The organism is Curtobacterium sp. MMLR14_002, assembly GCF_001864975.1.
Classification (GTDB): Bacteria; Actinomycetota; Actinomycetes; order Actinomycetales; family Microbacteriaceae; genus Curtobacterium; species Curtobacterium flaccumfaciens.
Map to the genome: position 1 here is coordinate 1 of NZ_MJGT01000024.1, position 23,128 is coordinate 23,128.

Genomic DNA, 23,128 nt, shown 5'->3' on the forward strand with positions numbered 1-23,128 from the left:
GTGCCAGCTGGCACCGGGCCTCCAGTCCGTCAGATGGGGACGTGACGGGCGTCAGGTCGCCTCGGCGTCGAAGGGTGCCGGTTCACCGGCGGCCAGGGGCACGACGGGAGCCGTCGCGCGCACCTTCGAGGCCGTGACCTGCGCGGTCTGGACGGCTGCGGCACTCGTGCCGGAGTCGAGGAGGGCGTCACGGATGATGCGGCGCGGGTCGTACTGGCGCGGGTCGAGCTTCTGCCACTCGATGTCGTCGAACTCGGGGCCCATCTCGTCGCGCATCCGCTCCTTCGCGGTGTCGGCGAACCGACGGACGGCCTTGACGAACTCGGCCAGCTTCTGGGCGTACATCGGCAGGCGCTGCGGCCCGAGCAAGAGGACGCCGATGACCCCGATGATCAGGATCTTGTCGAGCGGGATGTCCACGCGAGCGAGCCTAACGCGTGCTGCTGCGTTGCACCTCTAGAGTTGTCTCCCGAACGGAGTGTGCGTGTCAGAGAAAGAGTCGAACTGGAAGTTCGCCGAGGACATCGTCTCGGAGACCGAGGCGATCGCCCGTGCTCGTGAGCACTCCCTGGAACTCGGGGTCGAAGCGATCTCGCCCGCGATCGGTGCGCAGATCGGGGTCATCGCCGCAGCCTCGCGAGCCACGAGCATCATCGAGATCGGCACCGGCCTCGGGGTCTCCGGCCTGTACCTGCTCGCCGGCGCCCCGAACGCGACCCTGACCACGATCGACGTCGAGGTCGACCACCAGCAGTTCGCCCGCGACGCCTACATCAGCGCCGGCACCGCCCCCGCACGGATCCGGCTCATCCCCGGTCGAGCGAACCAGGTGCTCCCCCGCATGAACGAGGCCTCGTACGACGTCGTGCTCGTCGACGCCGACCCCGAGCACGTCATCGAGTACGTCGAGCACGGGCTGCGGCTCGCCCGCCTGGGTGGCACCGTCCTGGTGCCGCACGCCCTCTGGCGCGGACGCGTGGCCGACCCGGTGAAGCGCGACCGCGCCACCACGGACTTCCGGCTGCTCCTGACCGAGGTGTCGACCTCGGGTGCGGTGCGCAGCGCGCTGTCGCCGGCCGGTGACGGGCTGCTGCAGTTGACGAAGGTCACCAACTAGCGCTCGACCCGTCGGCGCTCGCGCAGGTCAGTCGAGGTGCCGCAGGTACCGCTCGGGCGACTCGAGGAACGCACGCTCGTTCCGCACCAGGTCGAGGTCGCGCCACTCGGTGCGCCGCAGGCCCCACTCGCCGACCTCGTGGATCGTCGCGCCCGGGAACGCGGCGAGCACGGGTGAGTGGGTCGAGAGCACGACCTGGCCGACGCCGCTCTCGACGATCGAGCGCAACAGTGCGATCAGGGTGAGGCAGCCCGAGAACGACAGGGCGGACTCCGGCTCGTCGAGGATCCAGAGGCCGGGCCAACGCGCCCGGTCGATGACGAAGTCCAGGAATGCCTCGCCGTGGCTGCGCTCGTGGAACACCGGCTCGGGGCGACTGCGGTTCGGGTGCTCCTCGAGGTAGGTGAAGAAGCCGTGCATCGTCTCAGCACGCAGGAAGAAACCACCGCGGGGCGCACCGAAGTCACGTCGCAGGGCGATGTGCTGCCACAGGTCCGACTCGGACGGACGGGTCGAGTGGTGTGCCCCGGTCGAGCCGCCTTCCGGGGACATCCCGAACGCGAGCGCGATGGCCTCGATCAGGGTCGACTTGCCGACACCGTTGTCCCCGACGAACACCGTCACCGGGTCCAGGTCGAGGCCCTCGTCGAGCAGCTGCCGGATCGGCGGGAGCGTGGCCGGCCACTCGTCGCGCGGCATCGGGTCCGGGTCGCGGTACTCCTCGACGCGTCGGATGGGCAGGTGGGTCCTCGGCACGGCCCCATCCTGCCGGAGCCGACCGACACCGCGTGTGGACGCCCGCTACCGGCGGGCAGACGGAAAGCCCGGAGCGTACACGCTCCGGGCCTTCCGTTCTGGTGCTTCGACGTACTAGGCCGAGACGACCTCAGCGAGTGCGTCGTGGAGTTCCTTGGCCTCGGCATCGTTGACCGAGACGACCAGGCGGCCTCCACCTTCGAGCGGAACCCGCACGATGATGAGTCGACCCTCCTTAACAGCCTCCATCGGCCCGTCACCGGTCCTCGGCTTCATGGCTGCCATCAGATGTCCCCTTTCGTGCAGTAAATGCAGCCCCATTATCCCGTATGGAGGGGGCAACTGCGAAACCGCCCAGGTTGGGGGTGTCGGATGCGCCGTCCGGATGCTCCGCAGAACGCGGTTCCACGGGCCTCCGGCGCCCCGCGTCGATCACGGCGGGGTCCAGTCGTAGCCGTCGATCCACCACGTGTAGTACAGCCAGACCCACTGCAGCCCGACGAACGCGACGACGACGGCCACGCGGTACACCCGCGACCGCGGCAGCGCCACGATGCCGAGCAGCGGTGCGATCGGCACGAGGATGCGCCAGGTGCTCGACTGCGGGAAGAACACCGCGAGCAGGTACACCAGGTACGCCACGCCCCAGAGTCGGAGCTCGATGCCGATCCGGCGTGCGGCCGGCATGCACACGAACGCGGCGAACCCGATGAGCACGACGACGAGCAGCACCGCGCCGGCCGGCTGCCCGAACCACCACCCGAACCCCTGCACCCACGGCGCGAACGGCACGAGTTCCTTCCACCCGATGTACGACGACCGCCAGGCGAGCTCGGTGTCCGTGTAGGCCTTCGGCGCCCCGGTGACCGCCCACGCGATCGCCGGCCACGCCAGACCGACCAGGCCCGACACCGTGGCGACCACCGCGGGTGGGACGAGCCGGCGGAGGGTCAGCGGTTCCGACGAGCGCACCCACGCCGGGCGGATCGCCCAGGCGGCCACGAAGAGCACCACCAGGAACGCGAAGGCGAGCCCCGTCGGTCGGGTCATGCCGAGCAGGAGCACGACGGGCAGCATCGCCCACCACCGTCGATCCACCATGAGCAGCAGCGCGACGAGCAGCAGGAACAGGCCCATCGACTCCGCGTAGGCCACCTGGAACATCGCCGACACCGGTGCGACACAGAACAGCACCGTGGCGAACGTCGCCCGTGCGGGGTCGAGGAACCGGCCCATGAGTCGGCGGAACACCAGCGCGGCCCCGAGTCCGGCGAGCAACGACACCGAGACCGCGACGAACTCGAACGACGCTCCGGTGAGCAGCGTGAGCGCGCGCACCAGGAACGGGTACGCGGGCATGAACGCCCACGCGTTCTCGGTCACGTGCCCGGCGGCGTCGACGGGCAGCGTCGACGGGTACCCGCCCGTGGCGATCACGCGGTACCAGGCGCCGTCCCAGACCGACGCGAACGACAGGTAGCCCGGGCTCTGCACGGTGAACGAGTTCGCCGCCTGCAAGCGGGCGAACGCGAGCATCATGGCGCCCGTGACGAGCCGCGCCAGCACGTAGACGACCGTGATGCGCACCCACCAGGGGACGACCCGGTACCGGGCCCGCCAGCGGTTCCGAGCAGGGGTCCTCCGGGTGGCCCCCGCCGTCGTCAGGCCGTCAGCCACCGACGCAGCCCGGCCTCGACCGCGGTGATCTGCGCGACCGGGACCTGCTCGTCGTCGTGGTGGGCGAAGACCGGCTCGCCGGGGCCGTAGTTGACCGCGGGGACCCCGAGCGCCGAGAAGCGTGCGACGTCGGTCCAGCCGTACTTCGGACGGGGCTCCGGTCCACCGACGGCCGCGACGAAGTCCTGCGCGAGCGGGGCGTCGAGTCCGGGGCGGGCACCGGCGGCGAGGTCGACGATCGTGACCTCGTACCCGTCGAACAGCTCGCGGATGTGGGCGACGGCTTCGTCGGCCGAGCGCGAGGGTGCGAACCGGTAGTTCACGTGCACCATCGCCTCGTCGGGGATGATGTTGCCCGCGATGCCGCCGCTGATGCCGACCGCGTTCAGGCCCTCGCGGTACTCGAGCCCGTCGACCGTCACGGTCCGCGGCTCGTACGCGGCGAGGGTGGCCAGGATCGGGGCGGTCTTGTGGATGGCGTTGTCGCCGATCCAGCTCCGGGCGCTGTGCGAACGCTTGCCGAACGTGCGGATCTCGGCGCGGAGGTTGCCGTTGCACCCGCCCTCGATCTGCGCCCCGGACGGCTCGCCCAGGATCGCGAAGTCGGCGGTGAGCAGTTCGGGTCGCGTCCGGGCCAGGCGGCCGAGGCCGTTCAGGGCATCACTGACCTCTTCGTGGTCGTACCAGACCCACGTGACGTCGACCGAGGGGTCGACCAGGTCGTACGCCAGCTTGAGCTGCACCGCGCAGCCGGCCTTCATGTCGACGGTGCCGCGGCCCCAGAGGATCTCGGTGCCGTCCTCGGTGGTCCGGAACTCGGTCGGCAGGTTGTCGTTGAGCGGCACCGTGTCGATGTGACCGGCGATGACGACCCGGCGGTCACGGCCCAGGTTCGTCCGCGCCACGATCGCGTCGCCGTCGCGGATCACCTCGAGGTGCGGCAGCGGTGCGAGCACGGCCTCGATCGCGTCGGCGAGGGCCTGCTCGTTCCCGGACACCGACTCGATGTCGCAGATGGCACGGGTGATGTCGATGGACGAGGCGGTGAGGTCGAGGTGCTCCGGCATGCGGGCAGCCTACCGGCCGCCCCTCGCACCGCCCCGGCAGTCCGGACGGTCGGGAACCCAACCGCCCCGGCAGTCGGGACGGTGGGCGACCCCACCGCCCAGGCCGTCCGGCCGGACGGTGCCCGCCGACGGCCGCTCGGTACCCTGGAGCCGTGACCGACACGACTGCCACCGACCGCCCGACCCACGCCTGGGGCCACGGCCTCGCGACGATCGCCGCCGACGGCACGACGCTCGACACCTGGTACCCGGAGACGCACCTCGGGGCGCTGCCCGCCGGCGCCGTGTTCCCCGCCGAGCTGCAGGCGCACGTCGGTGACGACCCCCGCCGCGAGGTCCGGATCGAGGCCGTCACCACCGAGATCACGATCGACGCCGCTCCGACGAACACCCCGGACGCGTACCTCCGCCTGCACCTGCTGAGCCACCTGCACGTCCGCCCGAACGAGGTCTCCCTCGACGGCGTCTTCGGCCACCTGCCGATCGTCGCGTGGACGAACGCCGGCCCGGTGCACCCCGATTCCCTGACGCGCCTGCGCCCGTCCCTGCAGCGCGCCGGCATCGCCGTGCACGCCATCGACAAGTTCCCGCGCCTGCTCGACTACGTCGTGCCGGACCGCGTCCGCATCGGCGACGCCAACCGCGTCCGCCTCGGCGCACACCTGGCGCCGGGCACCACCGTCATGCACGAGGGCTTCGTGAACTTCAACGCCGGCACCCTCGGTGACGCCATGATCGAGGGCCGCGTCTCGCAGGGCGTCGTCGTCGGCAACGGTACCGACATCGGCGGCGGCGCCTCGATCATGGGCACGCTCTCCGGCGGCGGCACGCACCGTGTCTCGCTCGGCGAGCGCGCGCTGCTCGGCGCGAACGCGGGCCTCGGCATCTCGCTCGGTGACGACTCCGTCATCGAGGCCGGTCTCTACGTCACGGCCGGCACGAAGGTGGTGCTGGTCGGCGCGGCACCGAACCCCGACGGCACCCCGAAGACCGTCAAGGCCGCGGAGCTCTCCGGCACCCCGAACATCCTGTTCCGCCGCAACAGCATCAGCGGCGCCGTCGAGGCACTGCAGCGCAAGGGCGAGGGCATCCAGCTGAACACCGCGCTGCACGCGTAGCGCCCGAAGGCTCTGCCGCCTGATATTTCTTCTCTTGCACGTCACGTTTCACCTCGGTACGGTGAGGCCAGCGTCGCACTGTCGCGGCGCTACGAGCCAAGGGGAGAACATGTCACTTCGCACCACCGGCATCACGCTCGCGGCGACCGTCACGATCATCGCGTCCAGCGTGCTCGTCGCACCGTCCGCGCAAGCAGTCGACCGCTCCGCGCCCAGCAGCGCGGCCGGTCATTCAACAACACAACCGCAGACGGACGTCACGCCGGAGCAACTGGACGTCGCCGTCGCTGAAGCCCGCGCCAGCGGGTACGTCATCGACGAGCGGATCGGGCGTGACGGCGCGCGCACGACCACCATCGAGCTCGGAGACGGCTTCTCGTTCGACATCGTGCAGGGCGATCCTCGAGCTCGTCTCGGCGCGGGCAGCGACAAGTACGGAACCTACGTCTCCTTCAACGCGACTGATCAGTCCGCGATCATCAGCGGTGCTGGCTGGGCGCTGGGCGCAGGTGTCTGCGCCATCAGCGCCGGGACGTTCTGCGTGGTGGCCGGAGCGATCATCGCCGCCGCGACGTGGGCAGTGACCACCAACGGGATCCGATGCGGATCGAAGTCCCTCCGCGTCTACCCCTTCAACGGCTCACGGAATCCCCGATGTGTGTGAGGCCACGACCGGTCGGAGTCAGCTGATGCAGGTACTCGTCGCGACCGCCGTCAGCATCTGCCTGGTGGCGTTCGCCGTCGTCGTCACGACGTCTCCAGCGACGGCAGGACTGTGGACGAGCAACGCTCTGGGGACGGTCGCGCTCTTCGCCGCGATCCTGATCACCGGGACCGCGATCCGGCATCACCGGAAGCGGCCCTGAAACGATGCCTGGAGGCCCGGTGCCGGTCCGCGAGACCGGCACCGGGCCTCCTTTCCGTCACTTTGTGAGCAGCAATGGTCGGGTCCTCTCGCAGGACCCGACCATTGCTGCTCACCAAACGCGCTAGCGCGCGGGGACGTCGCGCTCGGGCGCGCCCACGTAGAGCTGCTGCGGGCGACCGATCTTGTTGAGCGGGTCGTTGTTCAGCTCGCGCCACTGGGCGATCCAGCCCGGCAGACGACCGATCGCGAACAGGACGGTGAACATCCGCGGCGGGAAGCCCATCGCCTTGTAGATGATGCCGGTGTAGAAGTCGACGTTCGGGTAGAGCTTGCGGCTGACGAAGTACTCGTCCTCGAGTGCGATCTGCTCGAGTTCCATCGCGATGTCGAGCAGGTCGTCCTGCACACCGAGGGACTCGAGGACCTCGTGCGCGGACTCCTTGACGAGCTTCGCGCGAGGGTCGTAGTTCTTGTAGACGCGGTGTCCGAAGCCCATGAGCTTGACGCCCTGCTCCTTGTTCTTCACCCGCTCGACGAAGCGCGTGACGGGCTCGCCCGAGTCCTTGATCTGCTGGAGCATCTCGAGCACGGCCTCGTTCGCACCGCCGTGCAGCGGGCCGTACAGGGCGTTGATGCCGGCCGAGATCGAGGCGAACATGTTCGCCTTCGTCGAGCCGACCATGCGCACCGTCGAGGTCGAGGCGTTCTGCTCGTGGTCCTCGTGCAGGATGAGGAGCCGCTCGAGCGCCTTCGAGAGCACCGGGTTGGGCTTGTAGGTCTCGGCCATGGTGCCGAAGTTCAGCCGCAGGAAGTTGTCGACGAACGACAGCGAGTTGTCCGGGTACAGGAACGCCTGCCCGATGGCCTTCTTGTGAGCGTAGGCCGCGATCACCGGGAGCTTGGCGAGGAGCCGGACGGTCTGCAGCTCGACCTTCTCGGGGTCGTCCACGTCCATGTCGTCCTCGTAGTACGTGGACAGGGCGCTGACGGCGCTCGAGAGCACGGACATCGGGTGCGCCGAGTGCGGCAGGGCGTCGAACAGGCGGCGGAGGTCTTCGTGCAGCAGGGTGTGCCGACGGATGCGGGCGTCGAACTGCTCGAGCTCGGCGGGGGTCGGCAGCTCGCCGTAGATCAGGAGCCACGCGACCTCGAGGAAGGTGCAGTTGCCGGCGATCTGGTCGATCGGGTACCCGCGGTAGCGCAGGATCCCCTGGTCGCCGTCGATGTAGGTGATCGCGCTCTTCGTCGCACCGGTGTTCACGAACCCGTAGTCGAGCGTGTTCATCCCGGTCTGCTTCTTGAAGGTCGAGATGTCGATCGCGGACGCGCCGTCGACGCTCTGCAGGATCGGGAACTCCGCCGTGCCACCCGGGAACGTCAGCGTCGCGGTCGCGCCCTGCCGTTCGGCGGCGGGACTCACGGGGACGGGCGTGGTGGGCGGTGTGGCCGTCTTCTGAGCGTCATTGGCAGTGTCAGTCACGAGGACAGCCTAATCGCGGCACCTGTCGGTCGTGCACACATCCCAGGTGACGATTTGGTGGTTCCCACGGATTGCGGGCACCACCGGAACGACTCGTGTCCGTGCTACGCGGTGCCGAGGCGACGGCTGCTCGCCAGTCGCTGCGACGCTGCGGCGATGCGCTCGTCGGTCGCTGTCAGGGCCACGCGGACGTGCTCGCCCCCTGCTGCGCCGTAGAACGTGCCCGGTGCGACGAGGATCCCGCGGTCGGCGAGCCAGGCCACGGTGTCGAGTGCGGGTTCACCGCGGGTGGCCCAGAGGTAGAGCCCGGCCTCGCTGTGGTCGATCCGGAACCCGGCATCCTCGAGTGCTCGCCGGAGCATGTTCCGGCGCGCTCGGTAGCGGGCCTTCTGCTGCTGCACGTGGGTCTCGTCCTGGAGCGCGACGACCATGGCCTGCTGCACGGGCAGCGGCGGCATGAGCCCCGCGTGCTTCCGGACGGCCAGGACGTCGGCCAGGATCGCGGCGTCACCGGCGACGAAGGCCGCACGGTAGCCGGCGAGGTTCGACTGCTTCGACAACGAGTACACGCTGAGCACGCCGTCGAGCGAGTCACCGACCACCCGGGGGTCCAGGATCGTGGGCGTCGGGGTGGTGGCGTACTCCGGGTCCCACCCGAGCTCGGCGTAGCACTCGTCGCCGACGATGACGGCTCCGAGCTCGCGGGCGCGCACCACGGCGGCACGGAGCTCGTCGATGGTCAGCACGCGACCGTCCGGGTTGCCCGGGGAGTTCAACCACACGAGCTTCGTGCTGGACGGCCACGCCGCCGGGTCGTCCGAGGCCAGGGCATCGGCGCGGACCAGTGCGGCGCCGAGCTCGTACGTCGGGTACGCGGCGGCAGGGAACACCACGGTGTCACCGGGGCCGATGCCGAGCCAGAGCGCGAGGCCCGCGATGAACTCCTTCGAGCCGATCGTCGGCAGCGCGTTCGCCTCGGTCAGGGCGACGCCGTGCCGACGGCCGTACCAGTCGGCGATGGCCTGTCGCAGCGCCGGGGTGCCGGCGACCTGCGGGTAGGCGTGCGCGTCGGTCGCGGTGGCCAGGGCGGTGCGGACGACCTCGGGCGTGGGGTCGACGGGCGATCCGACGCTGAGGTCGACGATGCCGCCCTCGTACGCCGCGGCGCGCTGCTTGAACGGGACGAGCTGGTCCCAGGGGAAGTCGGGGAGGTCGAGCGCCACGACGGGTCCGGTCAGCCGCGGACGGGCTCGGCCGCGACGACGGGGTGGTCCTTGTGGATCACGCCGACCTTCGCAGCGCCGCCGGGCGAGCCGACCTCGTCGAAGAACTCGACGTTGGCCTTGTAGTAGTCGGCCCACTGGTCGGGCAGGTCGTCCTCGTAGTAGATGGCCTCGACGGGGCAGACCGGCTCACACGCACCACAGTCGACGCACTCGTCGGGGTGGATGTAGAGCGAGCGGTCACCCTCGTAGATGCAGTCGACCGGGCATTCGTCGATGCAGGCGCGGTCCTTGACGTCGACACAGGGCTGGGCGATCACGTAGGTCACGGTTCGGGTGCTCCCTTCGACGAGCGGGTTCGAGTCTACTCGCGGCCCGGGGCCGTCCGGGACCGCAGCCCCGACAGGTCCGGCCACGCGAGGACCAGGGCGGCGATGACCGCGGGGGCGAACGTCCACACGTACCCGGCCGCGTTGGCGAGGACGAGCGGCGAGCTCTCCCCGCCGACCGACACGAGCACCTGCGTCGCGACGAGGATCCCGATGCCGATCGCGGCGACCATCGCCCGCGAGCGGTAGACGAGCCGCACGCCCACGGTCAGGCCGAGCACGATGAGGGTGGTGACGACGAGTCCGACCGGGAACGCGCCGAGCGTCTGCTGGTGCGTGACCGTCCCGAGGCCGCCCGCGAGCAGTCCGAGCAGCAGCGAGACGACGACCGCCGCGGCCTTGCCCTGGCCGGACATCTCGGCGTAGGTCTGCGGGGCCGCCGGCTGCAGGGCCGCGTCGTGCCGGAACGCCTCGACCGCCGGGGCGTGCTGCCGGACGCCGTGCGGCATCACCCACGACAGAGCGCTCGGGTCGGCGGGGTCCACGGGGTCGACGGCGACCTGGGAGCGGTACTGCTCGACCGCCGCCCGCACCTTGGCCCGGACCGGCAGGACGTCGACCGTGACGTCGGCCTGGCCGCTGGCGGGGTCGACGATCATCGAGAACGGGACTTCTTCGGCACGGGCCGCGTACTGCGCCGCGTGGTGCATCCGCACGTGGTCGGGGTGCCCGTAGCCGCCGTCGTCGGCGTAGCTGATCACGGCGTCGGCACCGGTGGAGCGGATCGCGGCGCGGACGTCGTCGACGACCTCGCCCAGGTCCGCCGCCGTCAGCGAGTCGGCCGGGGCGTCGTCCGCGGCGGTGGCCCGCCCGTCCGGGCCCCACTGCATGCCGGAGTCGACGTAGCGACGCTCCGGCAGGTCGGTCGGCCGGGCACCGCGCCCGCCGAGCCACAGGTGCTGCGGACCACCGAGGGCGGCGAGGGCCGCAGCGATCTCGGTCTCCCGGTGCCGTGCCACCCGCGCGGGGTCCCCGGCCAGCGGGGCCAACTGCTCCGTGAGCATCTCACCGCGCTCGCCCCGGGTCGCGGTGAGCACGGTCACCTCGGCGCCGCGCTCGAGCAGGGTCGCGATGGTCCCGCCCGACGAGAGCGTCTCGTCGTCGGGGTGGGCGTGCACGATCAGGACGCGCTCGGGGCGCGTGGCAGGGGCCTTCGACATCGTCCCCAAGGGTACGGGACTAGCGGGGCGTGACGATGTAGGTCGCCGTGACGCCGCCGCTGTCCTTGGTCTCCGAGAAGGTCAGGACGACGCGGTAGGCGTCGCTCCGGAACATGCCGAACGCGCTCGACGAGTCCGCACGCTTGGCCGACTCGGTGTACCCGGCGTCGGTGAGCTGCTGGACAGCGGCCTGGAAGTCGTCGACGGAGGCCGCCCGGACCTGCGCGACCCACCCCGAGCCGTTCGGTCCGGCTCCCCCACCGAGCACGGTGCCGTCGACGAGCGGGACGTCGGCCGACGGGAACCCGTCCGGCACCTTGCCGTCGGAGGTCACATCGGCACCCTTGAGCGCCGTGTCGAGCGCGCCGTCGATGCCACCGGCGACCGAGGACATGCCGTCCTGGATCGCCTTGCCGTCGATGCCCGCGACCCCGTCGGCGACGTTCGACGCGACGGAGGACCCGAGGTCGGTGGCCTGCTGCACGGCCTGGGTCGAGCAGCCGGTGAGTCCGGCCAGGGCGATGCCGGCAGCGACGGCGGCGATCAGCGGGGTACGGAGGGAACGCATGGCGCGACCGTAACGGACGAGCCGGGAGGCCCGGCGCGAGTTGGCTGTGAACGTGCCGTCCCCGGGGCGGTCACGTGCGCGGCGGGGCCGCCCCGGGCCTCCTTCCCGAAGAACGTGTCAGGCGACGTAGGCGCGCGTCGCCGCGACCAGGGCGTCGACACCGACCGGGATCGCGGTCTCGGCCTGCGGCGCGTAGAACGGCGAGTGGTTGCTCGGGATCTCCTCGCCGCGGCGGAAGCGCTCCGGGTCGGTGATGCCCGTGAACCAGTACACGAGCGGCGCTCCGGCGGCGGTGGCGAGCTGGCCGACGTCCTCCGACGCCATGGCGAGCCCGATCTCCAGGTCGCGGGCTCCCGGCACCTCGGCGCGGATCGCGTCGAGCACGGTGGCGGCGGCCTCGGCGTCGTTCACGGTGACCTCGGCGCCAGGTGCACGCACGATCGTCGGCTCGGACAGGCCACCGGCCGTGCTCTCGGCACGGACGATGCGCTCGATCGAGGCGATGATGCGCTGGCGGGTCTCCTCGTTGCGGGCCCGGGTCGAGATCTCGATCACGGCCTCGTCGGGGATGATGTTCGCCCGCGTGCCGGCGTGGAAGCTGCCGACGGTGACGACCCCTGCGTCGCTCGGCGAGACCTCGCGGGCGACGACGGTCTGCAGCCGCACGACGGCCGAGGCCGCGGTGACGACCGGGTCGAGCGAGGCCTGCGGTGCCGAACCGTGCGCCCCACGACCGTTGAAGGTCACCGTCAGCCGGTCGCTCGACGCCATCACGGGGCCGGTGCCGACCGCGACGATGCCGACCGGTGCGGGCGCGGAGTGCTGCCCGAGCACGACGTCCGGCTTCGGGAACCGCTCGACCAGGCCGTCCTCGACCATCGCGCGGGCGCCGGAGATGACCTCTTCAGCAGGCTGGAAGACGGCGACGACCGTGCCGCGCCAGTCCCCCGTGGTGGCGGCCAGGCGCTCCAGCGTGCCGAGCAGCCACGTGACGTGGATGTCGTGGCCGCAGGCGTGCATGGTCGGGACCTCGCGGCCCTCGTCGTCGGTGCCGACGTGCTCGCTGGCGTAGGACAGGCCGGTGCGTTCCTGCACGGGCAGGCCGTCCATGTCGGCGCGGAGCCAGACCACGGGGCCCTCGCCGTTCGACAGGACACCGACGACGCCGGTGCCGCCGACGCCCGTCGTCACCTCGATCCCACCGATCTCGGCGAGCTTCGCAGTGATGACACCGGCGGTGCGGTGCTCCTGGAAGCCGAGCTCCGGGTGGGCGTGCAGGTCCTGGTAGATCGAGAGCAGGTCGAGAGTCACGCTGACCACGGTACAACCGCGAACGGCCCGGCCACCTGTTGCAGGTGACCGGGCCGTCGGACGGAGGACGGGCCTCCGCGCGTGTTGCTCGTGCTGGTGCTTACGCGTCCTGGCGCTTGAGACGCGCGTAGGAGCGCTGGCGAGCCGACGCGTCCAGCTCCACCTTGCGGATGCGCACGGCGGCGGGGGTGACCTCGACGCACTCGTCCTCACGGGCGAACTCGAGGCACTCCTCCAACGAGAGCTGACGCGACGGCGTCATCGACTCGAACGTGTCGGCGTTGGCCGACCGCATGTTGGTGAGCTTCTTCTCCTTGGTGATGTTCACGTCCATGTCGTCGGCGCGCGAGTTCTCGCCGATGACCATGCCCTCGTAGACCTCTTCGGTCGGGTTGACGAAGAACGACATCCGCTCCTGGAGGTTCGTGATGGCGAACGGCGTCACCACACCGGAGCGGTCGGAGACGATCGAGCCGTTGATGCGGGTCTGGATCGCGCCGGCCCACTCGTCGTAGCCGTGGAAGATCGCGTTGGCGATGCCGGTGCCGCGGGTCTCCGTGAGGAACGACGTGCGGAAGCCGATCAGGCCGCGCGACGGGACGATGAACTCCATGCGCACCCAGCCGGTGCCGTGGTTCGTCATGTTCTCCATGCGGCCCTTGCGAGCGGCCATGAGCTGCGTGATCGCGCCGAGGTACTCCTCCGGCGTGTCGATCGTCATGTGCTCGTACGGCTCCTGCAGCTTGCCGTTCTCGTCACGCTTCGTGACCACCTGCGGCTTGCCGACGGTGAGCTCGAAGCCCTCGCGACGCATCTGCTCGACCAGGATGGCGAGTGCGAGCTCACCACGACCCTGGACCTCCCACGCGTCGGGGCGGCCGATGTCGAGGACCTTGAGCGAGACGTTGCCGACGAGCTCGCGGTCGAGGCGCTCCTTGACCATGCGGGCGGTCAGCTTGTGGCCCTTGACCTTGCCGACGAGCGGGCTGGTGTTCGTGCCGATCGTCATCGAGATCGCCGGGTCGTCGACCGTGATGGTCGGCAGCGGGCGGACGTCCTCGGGGTCGGTCAGGGTCTCGCCGATGGTGATCGTGTCGAAGCCGGCGACGGCGACGATGTCACCGGGGCCCGCCGACTCGGCCGGGTAGCGGTCGAGCGCCTTCGTGATGAGGAGCTCGGTGATGCGGGCGTTGACGACGGTGCCGTCGTGCTTGACCCACGCGACCGTCTGGCCCTTCTTCATGGTGCCGTGGAAGATGCGCAGGAGCGCCAGGCGACCGAGGAACGGGGAGGCGTCGAGGTTCGTGACGTGCGCCTGCAGCGGGTGCTCGTCGTCGTACTTCGGGGCCGGGACGTGCTGGAGGATCGCTTCGAACAGCGGCTCGAGGTCGTCGTTGTCGGGCAGCTCGCCGTCGTTCGGCTTGTTGCGCGACGCGGCGCCGTTGCGACCCGAGGCGTAGACCACCGGGACGTCGAGGATCGCGTCGAGGTCGAGGTCGTCGACCTCGTCCGACAGGTCGGAGGCGAGGCCGAGGAGCAGGTCCTGGGACTCGGAGACGACCTCGTCGATGCGGGAGTCGGGCCGGTCCGTCTTGTTGACGAGCAGGATCACCGGGAGCTTCGCGGCGAGCGCCTTGCGCAGCACGAAGCGGGTCTGGGGCAGGGGACCTTCGGAGGCGTCGACGAGCAGCACGACACCGTCGACCATGGAGAGGCCGCGCTCGACCTCACCACCGAAGTCGGCGTGACCGGGCGTGTCGATCACGTTGATGGTGATGGGGCCGTCCGCGCCGAACTCGGTCGCGTGCTTGCCGTTGTAGAGCACCGACGTGTTCTTCGCGAGGATCGTGATGCCCTTCTCGCGCTCGAGGTCGTTCGAGTCCATCATGCGGTCTTCGCCCTCGAAGTGGGCGTCGAACGAGTTGGTCTGCGTGAGCATCGCGTCGACGAGGGTGGTCTTGCCGTGGTCGACGTGTGCCACGATGGCGACGTTGCGCAGGTCGGACCGGGTGGCGAGCGCCATACAGGACATCCTTCAATTTCTGGGAGAGTGTCGGGCCAGTGTTTTCACAGCACCGCACCCGTGGGCAGAACGCCCGACACGCCAGTCTACCGGTAGTTCGCAAGCGACAGGAGTACAGCGCATGAGCCGTCGGCGAACGTGGGTCGAGATCACCATCGTCCTGCTGCTCTCGCTCGGCGCCAGCGCCCTCTACTCGATCCTGCAGATCATCGACGACCTGTCGCAGACGACCCCGCTCGGCGAGCAGTCGACGGCGCTGAACACCTCGTCGACGACGGTGCAGTACGTCGACCTCGCCCGGCAGCTCCTCGGCATCGCGGTGGACCTGGCCCCGGTGGCGCTCGTCTGCTACCTCCTGTGGAGCACGTCGCGACCGCACCTGGGCCGGCTCGGGATCGACCGGTTCCGGGCGAAGCCGGACCTGGGCGGCCCGGCGCTCATCGCCCTGTGCATCGGGATCCCCGGGCTCGCGCTGTACTTCGCGGGGCGGGCGCTCGGCATCACGGTCGCGGTCGACCCCGCCGCGCTGAACTCGTACTGGTGGACGGTCCCGGTCCTGCTGCTGTCCGCGATCCGCTCGGGCCTGCAGGAAGAGGTGATCGTGATCGGGTACCTCTACGCCCGACTCGGCGACCTCGGGTGGGGCCGCTGGCAGATGATCCTGTCGACCGCTCTGCTGCGCGGCAGCTACCACCTGTACCAGGGGTTCGGGGCGTTCATCGGCAACGCGGTGATGGGCATCGTGTTCGGCTGGATCTACACGAGGTGGGGCCGGCTCCTGCCGCTCGTCATCACGCACGCCCTGCTCGACGCGGTGGTCTTCGTCGGGTACCCCTGGGTGGCGCACGCGTTCCCGCAGTTGTTCTCGTAGGCCGCGGAGCGCATCCACAGCCCCCGCACAGCGCGCCGAGGGGCAACCACCGCCGGGCCGCCCTACCTTGAGACGCATGAGCATCCCCGCGATCGGCGAGTCCGCCCCGTCGTTCACCCTGCCGGGGATGGTCGTGCGCGGCGGCGTCCGCTCCGACGACGAGTACGACCTGTCCGCCGAGATCGGCCGTACCGTGGTGCTGGCCTTCTACCCGGGCGACGCGACGGCGGTCTGCACGGCCCAGCTCTGCAGCTACCAGGCCGAACTCGACGAGTTCACCGACCTCGGCGCGACCGTGTGGGGCATCAGCCCGCAGGCACTCGACTCGCACGAGGGGTTCGCCCGCGGCTCCTCGCTCGCGTTCCCGCTGCTCAGCGACACCGCGGGCTCGGTGATCCGCGCCTACGGGGTGCAGGCACCGGGCATCGGCCTGCGTCGGTCGGTCTTCGTGATCGGCCCCGACGGCGTGGTCCGGTGGCGGCACGTCGGCCTGGTCGGTCTGCGGTTCCCGAAGGCCGAGACGATCCGCGAACAGATCGAACTGCTCGTTTCGTAGCCCTCGGCGTGGGATTCCCCTGAATGCGTCGCGGTGGGGTATTGACACCCCAACTGGGGGCGACGACCATTGACGGCACGAGGGTCCGTCCAGGATCTGCCTCCCCGGGGAATCGGGTCGTCCGGAGATACGCGCCGGTGTGTCACACCCGCTCCCCGGGCGTCTCCGGGGAGGCATCTCGTACCCTCGTCCGGTGCCCACCACCATCGTCGCCCCCGGCCTGCGCGCCCTCGCCGTCGTCCTCTGGGTCGTGGCCGTCGTGCTCGTCCCACTGGCGCTGCTCGGCGGCGGCGCCCCCTGGCTCGTGCCGATCCCGAGCATCGCCGTCGCGTTCGTCGCCTGGGCTGCGCTCTGGCGTCCTCGGATCGAGCTGACGCCGGAGCACCTGCGCATCGTGGACGTCCGGCGGACCAGCACCTACACCTGGTCCCGCATCAGCGAGGTGCGCACGAAGTACGGCATCGAGGTGGTCACCAGCGAGGGCGTCCGCCGCGTCTGGATCGCGACCCGCCCGACGGCGCGTCTCGCCGCGCACACCGGTGACCAGCCGGGAGGCCCGGATCGCCTGGACGTCGACGCTGCGGCCGCGCGGATGCTGGCCCACGTGCCCGCCCCGGCCGAGCAGGACGGCCCGCCCCCGTCGACCGTGACGGCTGCGCCGATCACGCACCGCACCCACGGCTGGACGATCCTGGCGATGGTCGTCCTCGGGGTCGCGGCGTCGCTGACGGCGGCACGGTTCTAGCGGTCGCGCAGTCGTCGCGGTCCTCGCGGCCGTGCCGCCCGGACATTGCCCCGACGCAGAACGACACCCCCGACGTCGTGCGACGTCGGGGGTGTCGTTCGTGAACGCGGTCGCGACTACTTCGTGTAGCCGACGTCCTGCCACTTGACCGAGGACTGCTGGAACTGCGCCGGACCGTAGTTCACCAGGTCCTTGCGCACACCCCAGGCGTACGGCTCGGCGAACAGCGGGATGGTGCCGGCGACCGCGACGATCTTCTTGTCGATGGCCTGCGCGTCCTTGATGCGGGCATCCGGGTCGAGCTCGCCGTTCGCCTTGTCCCACGCGGCGCCGAGCGAGTCGTCCGTCACGCCGGTGTAGTTCTGGCCGGCGTCGGCGGGGTAGTAGATCGACTTCAGCGACGAGATCGGGAACGGCGTGCCCTGCCACGCGAAGTACGTGGCGTCGAAGTCACGGGTCGTCGTGGTGATGTACTTCGTGAAGAAGTCGTCGGAGGGCACGGTGTCGATGGTCACCTTGAAGCCGGCGAGCTTGGTCTGCTGCTGCACGAGCTGCGCGACGTTCGCCGAGTTCGGGTTGTCCGACGGGATCACGAAGCGGACGTCGAGTTCCTTGCCGCCCTTCGTCGCGTAGCCGTCCGAGCCGATCTTCCAACCGGCGTCCTCGAGCTTCGACTTCGCCTTGTCGGTGCTGTAGCCGTAGACGCTCGACACGTCGTCCTGGTAGCCCTCCTGACCGGGCAGGTACGTCAGGTTGTTGAGCACGTCACCCGGGCTCTTCACCGGCGACAGGATCGCCTGGGCGAGCACCTTGCGGTTGATGGCCTGCGCGAACGCCTGGCGCACGTCCTGGTCCTTGAAGACGTCCGAGGTGCCGTTCAGCGTGATCTGGCGCTGCGTGGTGCCGAGCGACCGCTCGATCTTCGAGTCGGAGCGCGAGTTCGCCGTCTTGAGGTTGTCGGCGCTGCCGTTCAGGTTGAAGGCGTCGAGCTCCTTGTTGCCGTACGCCTGGGCGACACCGTCGCGGGAGACCGTCTTGAAGACGATCGTGTCGAGCTTGCCCTCGTCGCCCCACCACTTCGGGTTCTTCTCGAAGGTCACGACGCCACCGTTGGCGTCGAAGGACTTCAGGATGTACGGGCCACCGGAGACGTAGGTCTTGCCGTCGGCGGCGTACGGCGCCTTGGCCCAGGCCTTGTTGAAGTGGTCCGGGGTGTCGACGGCCCAGTACGGGTAGATCGCGGTGAGGACGCTCGCCCAGTCGGCGTTGGTCTTCGAGAACGTCATGATGACGTCACGCTCGTCGGAGCCCTGCTTGACCGAGTCCACGTCCTCCCACACGTTGGTGGACAGCGGCGCGAAGGCCTTGTCGGAGCCGTTCAGCGCCTTCCAGTTCGCGATGACGTCTTTCGCACTGATCGGGGTGCCGTCCGACCACACGGCCTTCGGGTTGATCTTGATCTCGACGGTCTGGGGCGAGTCCTTGGTCAGCTCGACCGAGGTCGCGTAGTCCTTGTTCGCCTCCCACTCGCCGTTCTCCTTGAACTGGATGAAGCTCGGCAGGTAGGTCTGCGAGATCGTCGTGTCGTCGACGGTCCCCGAGTCCAGGTTGAGCAGCTGCCAGTTCGCCGGAGCGGTGTCGATCGGCAGGGTGATCGACCCGCCGTCCTTGACGTCCGCGCGGTCCGCGACGGTCCAGCCGGTCGACTTCAGCGACGACTCGGCGACCGCGGACTTGTCGCCGCCCGCTTCTCCGCCGCCGGAGCAGCCGGCCAGCACGACGGCAGCTGCCGCAGCGGTGGCCAGGACGGCGATGCCCTTGATCCTCTTTCGCATGGCGAGGATTCCCTTTCGTTGTGGTTCGCGCAGATCGCGCCGGACCGCGGCGGCCCCCGCCGTCGCGCCTGTTGGTTGAGAACCCTAGCCACATCCGAAGGCGGCACAAGGGTCTGTGCGATGAATCGAAACACGCTCGTAACGAATGTTGCATAGCGTCACTTCCGTTGTCCCACCCAGTCGCTCGAACGGCTAGCCTGTCGCCACCGACAACGCCGTCCGGTCGGACGGCCGCACCCAGAGGTCACGAACCACATGCTCGCCTTCATCGCAAAGCGGATCGTCAACTACATCGTCCTGACGATCGTGGCGACCACGCTCGGGTACATCCTCGCCAGCACGACGCTGAACCCGGCCGCCCGGTTCCTGGGGCGCAACCCGGCCGTGCCGCCGGGCACCATCCAGGCGTCGCTCCGCAAGCTCGGCGCCGATCCGGACACTCCGCTCCTCGTCCGCACCTGGGACTGGTGGGTCGGTCTGGTGACGCACGGCTCGCTCGGCATGAGCACCCGCGGCACCGAGGTGACGGCCGACATCATCGCCCGCTCCGGCACCAGCCTGCGGCTGCTCGTGATCGGCACGCTGCTCGGCGCGATCCTCGGGGTGCTGCTCGGCGTCTGGAACGCGGTCCGGCAGTACCGCACCTCCGACCAGGTGTCGACGTACCTGTCGTTCGCGGTGCTCGCCACCCCGACCTTCGTCATCGCGGTCGTGCTGATGATCCTCGCGACCACGCTCAACCAGGGCGTCGGGACGCAGGTGATCCGGTTCACCGGCGAGTACACGCCGGGGGTGACCGGGTTCTTCCCGGTGCTCGGCGACCGGCTCGGACACCTGTTGTTGCCGACGATCTCGCTGACCATCGGCGCCGTCGCCACGTACTCGCGCTACCAGCGCTCGGCGATGCTCGACGTGCTGTCGAACGACTTCATCCGGACCGCACGCTCGAAGGGCCGCACCCGCGGGTCGGCGATCATGCGCCACGGTGTGCGGGTCGCCCTCATCCCGATGTCGACCTTCTTCGCGTACTCGTTCGGACTCATCCTGACCGGTGCGAGCATCACCGAGCTGGTCTTCAGCTGGCACGGCATGGGCGAGTACTTCGTCCAGAGCATCAGCAACAACGACATCAACGCGGCGTCGGGCACGATCCTCTTCACGGCGATCCTCGTGCTCATCGCAGGGACCCTCGCGGACCTGCTGTACGCCGCGCTCGACCCGCGAGTGAGGGTGTGACCCGTGTCTGTTCTCGACCCCACGACCACGACCACCGCCGGTGACCCCGGCGACGGCAACGCCGGGACGCCGGCGCACGTCATCGAGGTGAAGGGCGGCCGCACCCCGCTCTGGCGCAAGGTGTTCGGCACCTGGCGCGCACGCATCGGTGGCAGCGCCCTGCTGCTCATCATCCTCTGGGCGTTCCTCGGCCCGTACCTGTACCACTGGAACGCCGTCGACTCCGACGGGCTGGCGTTCGGCATGCCGCCGAGCGCTGCGCACTGGTTCGGCACGAACGACATCGGCCAGGACATCTACGCGCAGACCCTGGTCGGCCTGCAGAAGTCGCTGCTCATCGGCCTGATCGCCGGACCGGCAGCGACCCTGATCGCCGGCATCGTCGGCGCGATCGCCGGGTACTTCGGCGGCCTCACCGACCGGCTGCTCGTGTGGGTCATCGACCTGCTGCTCGTGATCCCGTCGTTCTACGCGCTCGTGCTGCTCAGCCCGGTGTTCAAGAACCTGACGTGGGTGGCCCTCATCGTCGGCCTCGCGGTGTTCAGCTGGATGGTGATGGCCCGGGTGATCCGCGGGCAGACGATGTCCCTGCGCGAGCGCGACTACGTCAAGGCCGCCCGGTTCATGGGCGTCCCGGCGTTCACGATCATCCGGCGGCACATCCTGCCGAACGTCGCGTCGCTGCTCATCATCGACGCCACACTCGGCGTCGGAGCCGCGATCCTGGCGGAGAGCTCGCTGAGCTTCTTCGGCTTCGGCATCCAGATCCCCGACGTGTCGCTCGGCACCCTGCTCGCCGCCGGCAGCCAGTCCGCCGTCACCCGCCCGTGGCTGTTCGTCCTGCCCGCCGCGACACTCGTCGCGACCGTGCTCTCGACCAGCCTGCTCGGCGACGCCCTGCGCGACGCCATCGACCCCACCTCCGGAGCCAACCGTGACTGAGCCGCTGCTCACCGTGTCCGACCTGTCGGTCACGTTCAACCCGAAGACCAAGCCCGTCTACGCGGTCCGGGGTGTCGACTACTCGGTGGCCCCCGGTGAGTTCCTCGGCATCGTGGGCGAGTCGGGTTCCGGCAAGTCGGTGTCCTCGATGGCCGTGATGGGCCTGCTGCCGTCCTCCGCCCAGGTGCAGGGCAGCATCCGGTTCGACGGGCAGGAGCTCGTCGGCAGGAACGATCGCGAGATGTCGGCGCTGCGCGGCCGGGACATCGCGATGGTGTTCCAGGACCCGCTGTCCGCATTGACGCCGGTGTACACGATCGGCCAGCAGATCATCGAGGGCCTGCGCCTGCACGACCGCTCCCTCACCCAGCACGCCGCACGCACCCGCGCCGAGGAACTCCTGCGCATCGTCGGCATCCCGAACCCGGCGCGACGACTCGACGCGTTCCCGCACGAGTTCTCCGGCGGCATGCGCCAGCGCGCGATGATCGCCATCGCCATCGCGAACGACCCGAAGCTGATCATCGCGGACGAGCCCACCACGGCGCTCGACGTGACGATCCAGGCGCAGATCCTCGACGTGCTGCAGACCGCCAAGGACATGACCGGTGCGGCCGTCGTGCTCATCACGCACGACCTCGGCGTCGTCGCCGGCAACGCCGACCGCGTCGCCGTGATGTACGCCGGCCGGATCGTCGAGACGGCGCCGGTGCTCCCCCTGTTCCGTGAACCGGTGATGCCGTACACGATCGGGCTGCTCCGCTCGATGCCGAACATGACGTCCGCCCGCACCGAGCGGCTCGTCCCGCTCGACGGCCGCCCGCCCCTGCTCACGCAGAAGCCGACCGGCTGCCCGTTCGCCGACCGCTGCCCCGCCGTCATCGACGCCTGCCGCGACGGCGAACCCGCCCTCGTCGCACCGTCGGTGCCGCAGAGCGCCGACAACCCGGTCCTGACCGGCGCCGTCCAGACGATCGGCAACGGCACCCTGCTCGACGACCACACCGCCGCGTGCATCCGTCGCGACGAGATCGCCGCGGGCACCCTCGAGCGCTCGGAGATCTTCCCCCGCCCCGAGGACGTCCCCGAGGCAGCGGTCGACCACGGCGACGAGGTCGTGCTCGAGCTGCAGGACGTCGTCAAGACGTTCCCGCTCACCAAGGGCGCGCTCTTCCGCCGGCAGATCGGCGAGGTGCACGCGGTGGACGGCATCTCCCTGACGCTCAAGCGCGGCCAGGTGCTCGGTCTGGTCGGCGAGTCCGGCTGCGGCAAGACGACCACCATCATGGAGATCCTCGAGCTCGCCGGTGCCCAGCACGGCACCATCCGGGTGAACGGCGTCGACACCGCCTCGCTGTCCAAGAAGGACCGTCTGGCCCTGCGCCGCGACATCCAGGTCGTGTTCCAGGACCCGATGGCGTCGATCGACCCGCGCCTCGACATCGGCTCGGTGATCGGTGAACCCCTCACCGTGCACGGCGTCGCGAAGGACGAGATCCGCCGGCGGGTGCGCGAGGTGCTCGAGCTGGTCGGGCTCGAGCCGAGCTACATCGACCGGTACCCGCACGAGTTCTCCGGCGGCCAGCGGCAGCGCATCGGCATCGCCCGTGCGCTCATCGTCGAGCCGAAGATCCTGGTGCTCGACGAGCCGGTCTCCGCGCTCGACGTCTCGGTGCAGGCCGGTGTGATCAACCTGCTCGAGGACCTCAAGCACCGCCTCGGGCTGTCCTACCTGTTCGTGGCGCACGACCTGTCCGTCGTCCGGCACATCGCCGACGACGTCGCGGTCATGTACCTCGGCCGCATCGTCGAGTACGGCGACGGCGACGCGGTCTTCTCGGACCCGCAGCACCCGTACACCCGGGCCCTGCTGTCGGCCGTGCCGGTGCCGGACCCCATGGCCGAGGCCGCCCGCGGGCGCATCCTGCTCGACGGCGACCTGCCCTCCCCCACGGAGCGCATCGACGGCTGCCGGTTCCGCACGCGCTGCCCGCTCTACCAGCTCCTCGACGAGGGCCGGCAGGAGCAGTGCCGCACGATCGACCCGGGTCTCGAGCCCGTGCACGGCCGCGGTGTCGCCTGCATCCAGACCGACCAGGAGCACCTGCTCACCGAGCGGGTCGGCGCGGTCGTCTGACGACGCCGGTCACGCCGTGGGCGTGACCAACGGACGGACGGGAGGCCCG

General features: G+C 70.0%; 23 protein-coding genes. 10 read left to right on the forward strand and 13 right to left on the reverse strand.

The window, feature by feature from the left end:
* Nucleotides 1-51: 51 nt before the first annotated feature.
* Nucleotides 52-420 (reverse strand): twin-arginine translocase TatA/TatE family subunit, encoded by a 369-nt coding sequence (locus tag BIU91_RS03000; protein ID WP_027464570.1) that lies wholly within the window; start codon nt 418-420, stop codon nt 52-54.
* Nucleotides 421-484: 64 nt separating this feature from the next.
* Between BIU91_RS03000 and BIU91_RS03005 the strand changes: the two genes are divergently transcribed.
* Nucleotides 485-1,117 carry a class I SAM-dependent methyltransferase gene (locus BIU91_RS03005; RefSeq protein ID WP_017887052.1) on the forward strand — a complete coding sequence of 211 codons (633 nt, stop codon included), beginning with the start codon at nt 485-487 and terminating at the stop codon, nt 1,115-1,117.
* 27 nt (nt 1,118-1,144) lie between these two features.
* Here the strand turns inward: BIU91_RS03005 and BIU91_RS03010 are convergent, their stop codons facing one another.
* The 4 genes from BIU91_RS03010 to dapE all read right to left on the reverse strand — a co-directional run bounded on the left by BIU91_RS03010 (nt 1,145) and on the right by dapE (nt 4,617).
* Nucleotides 1,145-1,873, reverse strand: coding sequence for an AAA family ATPase (locus tag BIU91_RS03010; RefSeq protein WP_071404158.1), 729 nt, complete (start codon nt 1,871-1,873; stop codon nt 1,145-1,147).
* Between the two features lie 114 nt (nt 1,874-1,987).
* Nucleotides 1,988-2,158, reverse strand: coding sequence for a DUF3117 domain-containing protein (locus BIU91_RS03015; protein ID WP_017887054.1), 171 nt, complete (start codon nt 2,156-2,158; stop codon nt 1,988-1,990).
* Nucleotides 2,159-2,305: 147 nt separating this feature from the next.
* Complete coding sequence (locus BIU91_RS03020; RefSeq protein ID WP_071404159.1) at nt 2,306-3,550, reverse strand: hypothetical protein; 1,245 nt, start codon at nt 3,548-3,550, stop codon at nt 2,306-2,308.
* Nucleotides 3,535-4,617: a succinyl-diaminopimelate desuccinylase gene (dapE, locus tag BIU91_RS03025; protein WP_071404160.1), complete on the reverse strand. Its 1,083-nt coding sequence runs from the start codon at nt 4,615-4,617 to the stop codon at nt 3,535-3,537. The genes BIU91_RS03020 and dapE overlap by 16 nt, the downstream gene beginning before the upstream one ends.
* Nucleotides 4,618-4,769: 152 nt before the next feature.
* On the opposite strand from dapE, the gene dapD reads away from it, so the two are divergent.
* The 3 genes from dapD (at nt 4,770) to BIU91_RS18760 (ending at nt 6,601) form a co-directional block, all read left to right on the forward strand.
* Nucleotides 4,770-5,735, forward strand: a complete 966-nt coding sequence (dapD, locus tag BIU91_RS03030) for a 2,3,4,5-tetrahydropyridine-2,6-dicarboxylate N-succinyltransferase (protein ID WP_071404161.1) — start codon at nt 4,770-4,772, stop codon at nt 5,733-5,735.
* Nucleotides 5,736-5,844: 109 nt separating this feature from the next.
* Complete coding sequence (locus tag BIU91_RS03035; protein WP_071404162.1) at nt 5,845-6,399, forward strand: hypothetical protein; 555 nt, start codon at nt 5,845-5,847, stop codon at nt 6,397-6,399.
* Between the two features lie 25 nt (nt 6,400-6,424).
* Entirely contained in the window at nt 6,425-6,601 is a 177-nt protein-coding gene (locus BIU91_RS18760; RefSeq protein WP_163343370.1) for a hypothetical protein, read from the forward strand.
* A gap of 123 nt (nt 6,602-6,724) precedes the next feature.
* Here the strand turns inward: BIU91_RS18760 and BIU91_RS03040 are convergent, their stop codons facing one another.
* The 7 genes from BIU91_RS03040 to typA form a co-directional block, all read right to left on the reverse strand.
* Nucleotides 6,725-8,023, reverse strand: coding sequence for a citrate synthase (locus BIU91_RS03040; RefSeq protein WP_084740477.1), 1,299 nt, complete (start codon nt 8,021-8,023; stop codon nt 6,725-6,727).
* Nucleotides 8,024-8,187: 164 nt separating this feature from the next.
* Nucleotides 8,188-9,306 carry a succinyldiaminopimelate transaminase gene (dapC, locus tag BIU91_RS03045; RefSeq protein WP_071404163.1) on the reverse strand — a complete coding sequence of 373 codons (1,119 nt, stop codon included), beginning with the start codon at nt 9,304-9,306 and terminating at the stop codon, nt 8,188-8,190.
* Between the two features lie 11 nt (nt 9,307-9,317).
* On the reverse strand, nt 9,318-9,635 hold the full coding sequence (gene fdxA / locus BIU91_RS03050) for a ferredoxin (protein ID WP_017887060.1): 318 nt from the start codon (nt 9,633-9,635) through the stop codon (nt 9,318-9,320).
* A gap of 35 nt (nt 9,636-9,670) precedes the next feature.
* Nucleotides 9,671-10,855 carry a PIG-L family deacetylase gene (locus BIU91_RS03055; RefSeq protein WP_071404164.1) on the reverse strand — a complete coding sequence of 395 codons (1,185 nt, stop codon included), beginning with the start codon at nt 10,853-10,855 and terminating at the stop codon, nt 9,671-9,673.
* 19 nt (nt 10,856-10,874) lie between these two features.
* Nucleotides 10,875-11,423 (reverse strand): hypothetical protein, encoded by a 549-nt coding sequence (locus BIU91_RS03060; RefSeq protein WP_071404165.1) that lies wholly within the window; start codon nt 11,421-11,423, stop codon nt 10,875-10,877.
* A 117-nt stretch (nt 11,424-11,540) separates the two neighbouring features.
* The gene (locus BIU91_RS03065; protein WP_071404185.1) at nt 11,541-12,734 is read right to left on the reverse strand and encodes an amidohydrolase; all 1,194 of its coding nucleotides are present in this window, start codon (nt 12,732-12,734) and stop codon (nt 11,541-11,543) included.
* A 100-nt stretch (nt 12,735-12,834) separates the two neighbouring features.
* On the reverse strand, nt 12,835-14,757 hold the full coding sequence (typA, locus tag BIU91_RS03070; protein WP_027464562.1) for a translational GTPase TypA: 1,923 nt from the start codon (nt 14,755-14,757) through the stop codon (nt 12,835-12,837).
* Between the two features lie 121 nt (nt 14,758-14,878).
* On the opposite strand from typA, the gene BIU91_RS03075 reads away from it, so the two are divergent.
* From BIU91_RS03075 to BIU91_RS03085, 3 genes are all read left to right on the forward strand, one after another.
* The gene (locus BIU91_RS03075; protein WP_071404166.1) at nt 14,879-15,628 is read left to right on the forward strand and encodes a CPBP family intramembrane glutamic endopeptidase; all 750 of its coding nucleotides are present in this window, start codon (nt 14,879-14,881) and stop codon (nt 15,626-15,628) included.
* Between the two features lie 76 nt (nt 15,629-15,704).
* Nucleotides 15,705-16,184, forward strand: coding sequence for a peroxiredoxin (locus BIU91_RS03080; protein WP_071404167.1), 480 nt, complete (start codon nt 15,705-15,707; stop codon nt 16,182-16,184).
* Nucleotides 16,185-16,377: 193 nt separating this feature from the next.
* Complete coding sequence (locus BIU91_RS03085) at nt 16,378-16,929, forward strand: PH domain-containing protein (RefSeq protein ID WP_071404168.1); 552 nt, start codon at nt 16,378-16,380, stop codon at nt 16,927-16,929.
* A 116-nt stretch (nt 16,930-17,045) separates the two neighbouring features.
* On the opposite strand, the gene BIU91_RS03090 is transcribed toward BIU91_RS03085, so the two are convergent.
* The gene (locus BIU91_RS03090; RefSeq protein WP_071404169.1) at nt 17,046-18,764 is read right to left on the reverse strand and encodes an ABC transporter family substrate-binding protein; all 1,719 of its coding nucleotides are present in this window, start codon (nt 18,762-18,764) and stop codon (nt 17,046-17,048) included.
* A 255-nt stretch (nt 18,765-19,019) separates the two neighbouring features.
* Here BIU91_RS03090 and BIU91_RS03095 point away from each other — a divergent pair, with 255 nt between their 5' ends.
* Genes BIU91_RS03095 through BIU91_RS03105 form a run of 3 tightly spaced genes read left to right on the forward strand, consistent with a single transcriptional unit; the run spans nt 19,020 to nt 23,079 of the window.
* On the forward strand, nt 19,020-20,000 hold the full coding sequence (locus BIU91_RS03095) for an ABC transporter permease (protein ID WP_027464558.1): 981 nt from the start codon (nt 19,020-19,022) through the stop codon (nt 19,998-20,000).
* A gap of 3 nt (nt 20,001-20,003) precedes the next feature.
* A complete protein-coding gene (locus BIU91_RS03100) occupies nt 20,004-20,942 on the forward strand; it encodes an ABC transporter permease (protein WP_071404170.1) in 939 nt (312 codons plus the stop codon).
* Nucleotides 20,935-23,079: a dipeptide ABC transporter ATP-binding protein gene (locus BIU91_RS03105; protein WP_071404171.1), complete on the forward strand. Its 2,145-nt coding sequence runs from the start codon at nt 20,935-20,937 to the stop codon at nt 23,077-23,079. Before BIU91_RS03100 ends, BIU91_RS03105 begins: the two co-directional genes overlap by 8 nt.
* Nucleotides 23,080-23,128 lie beyond the last annotated feature (49 nt).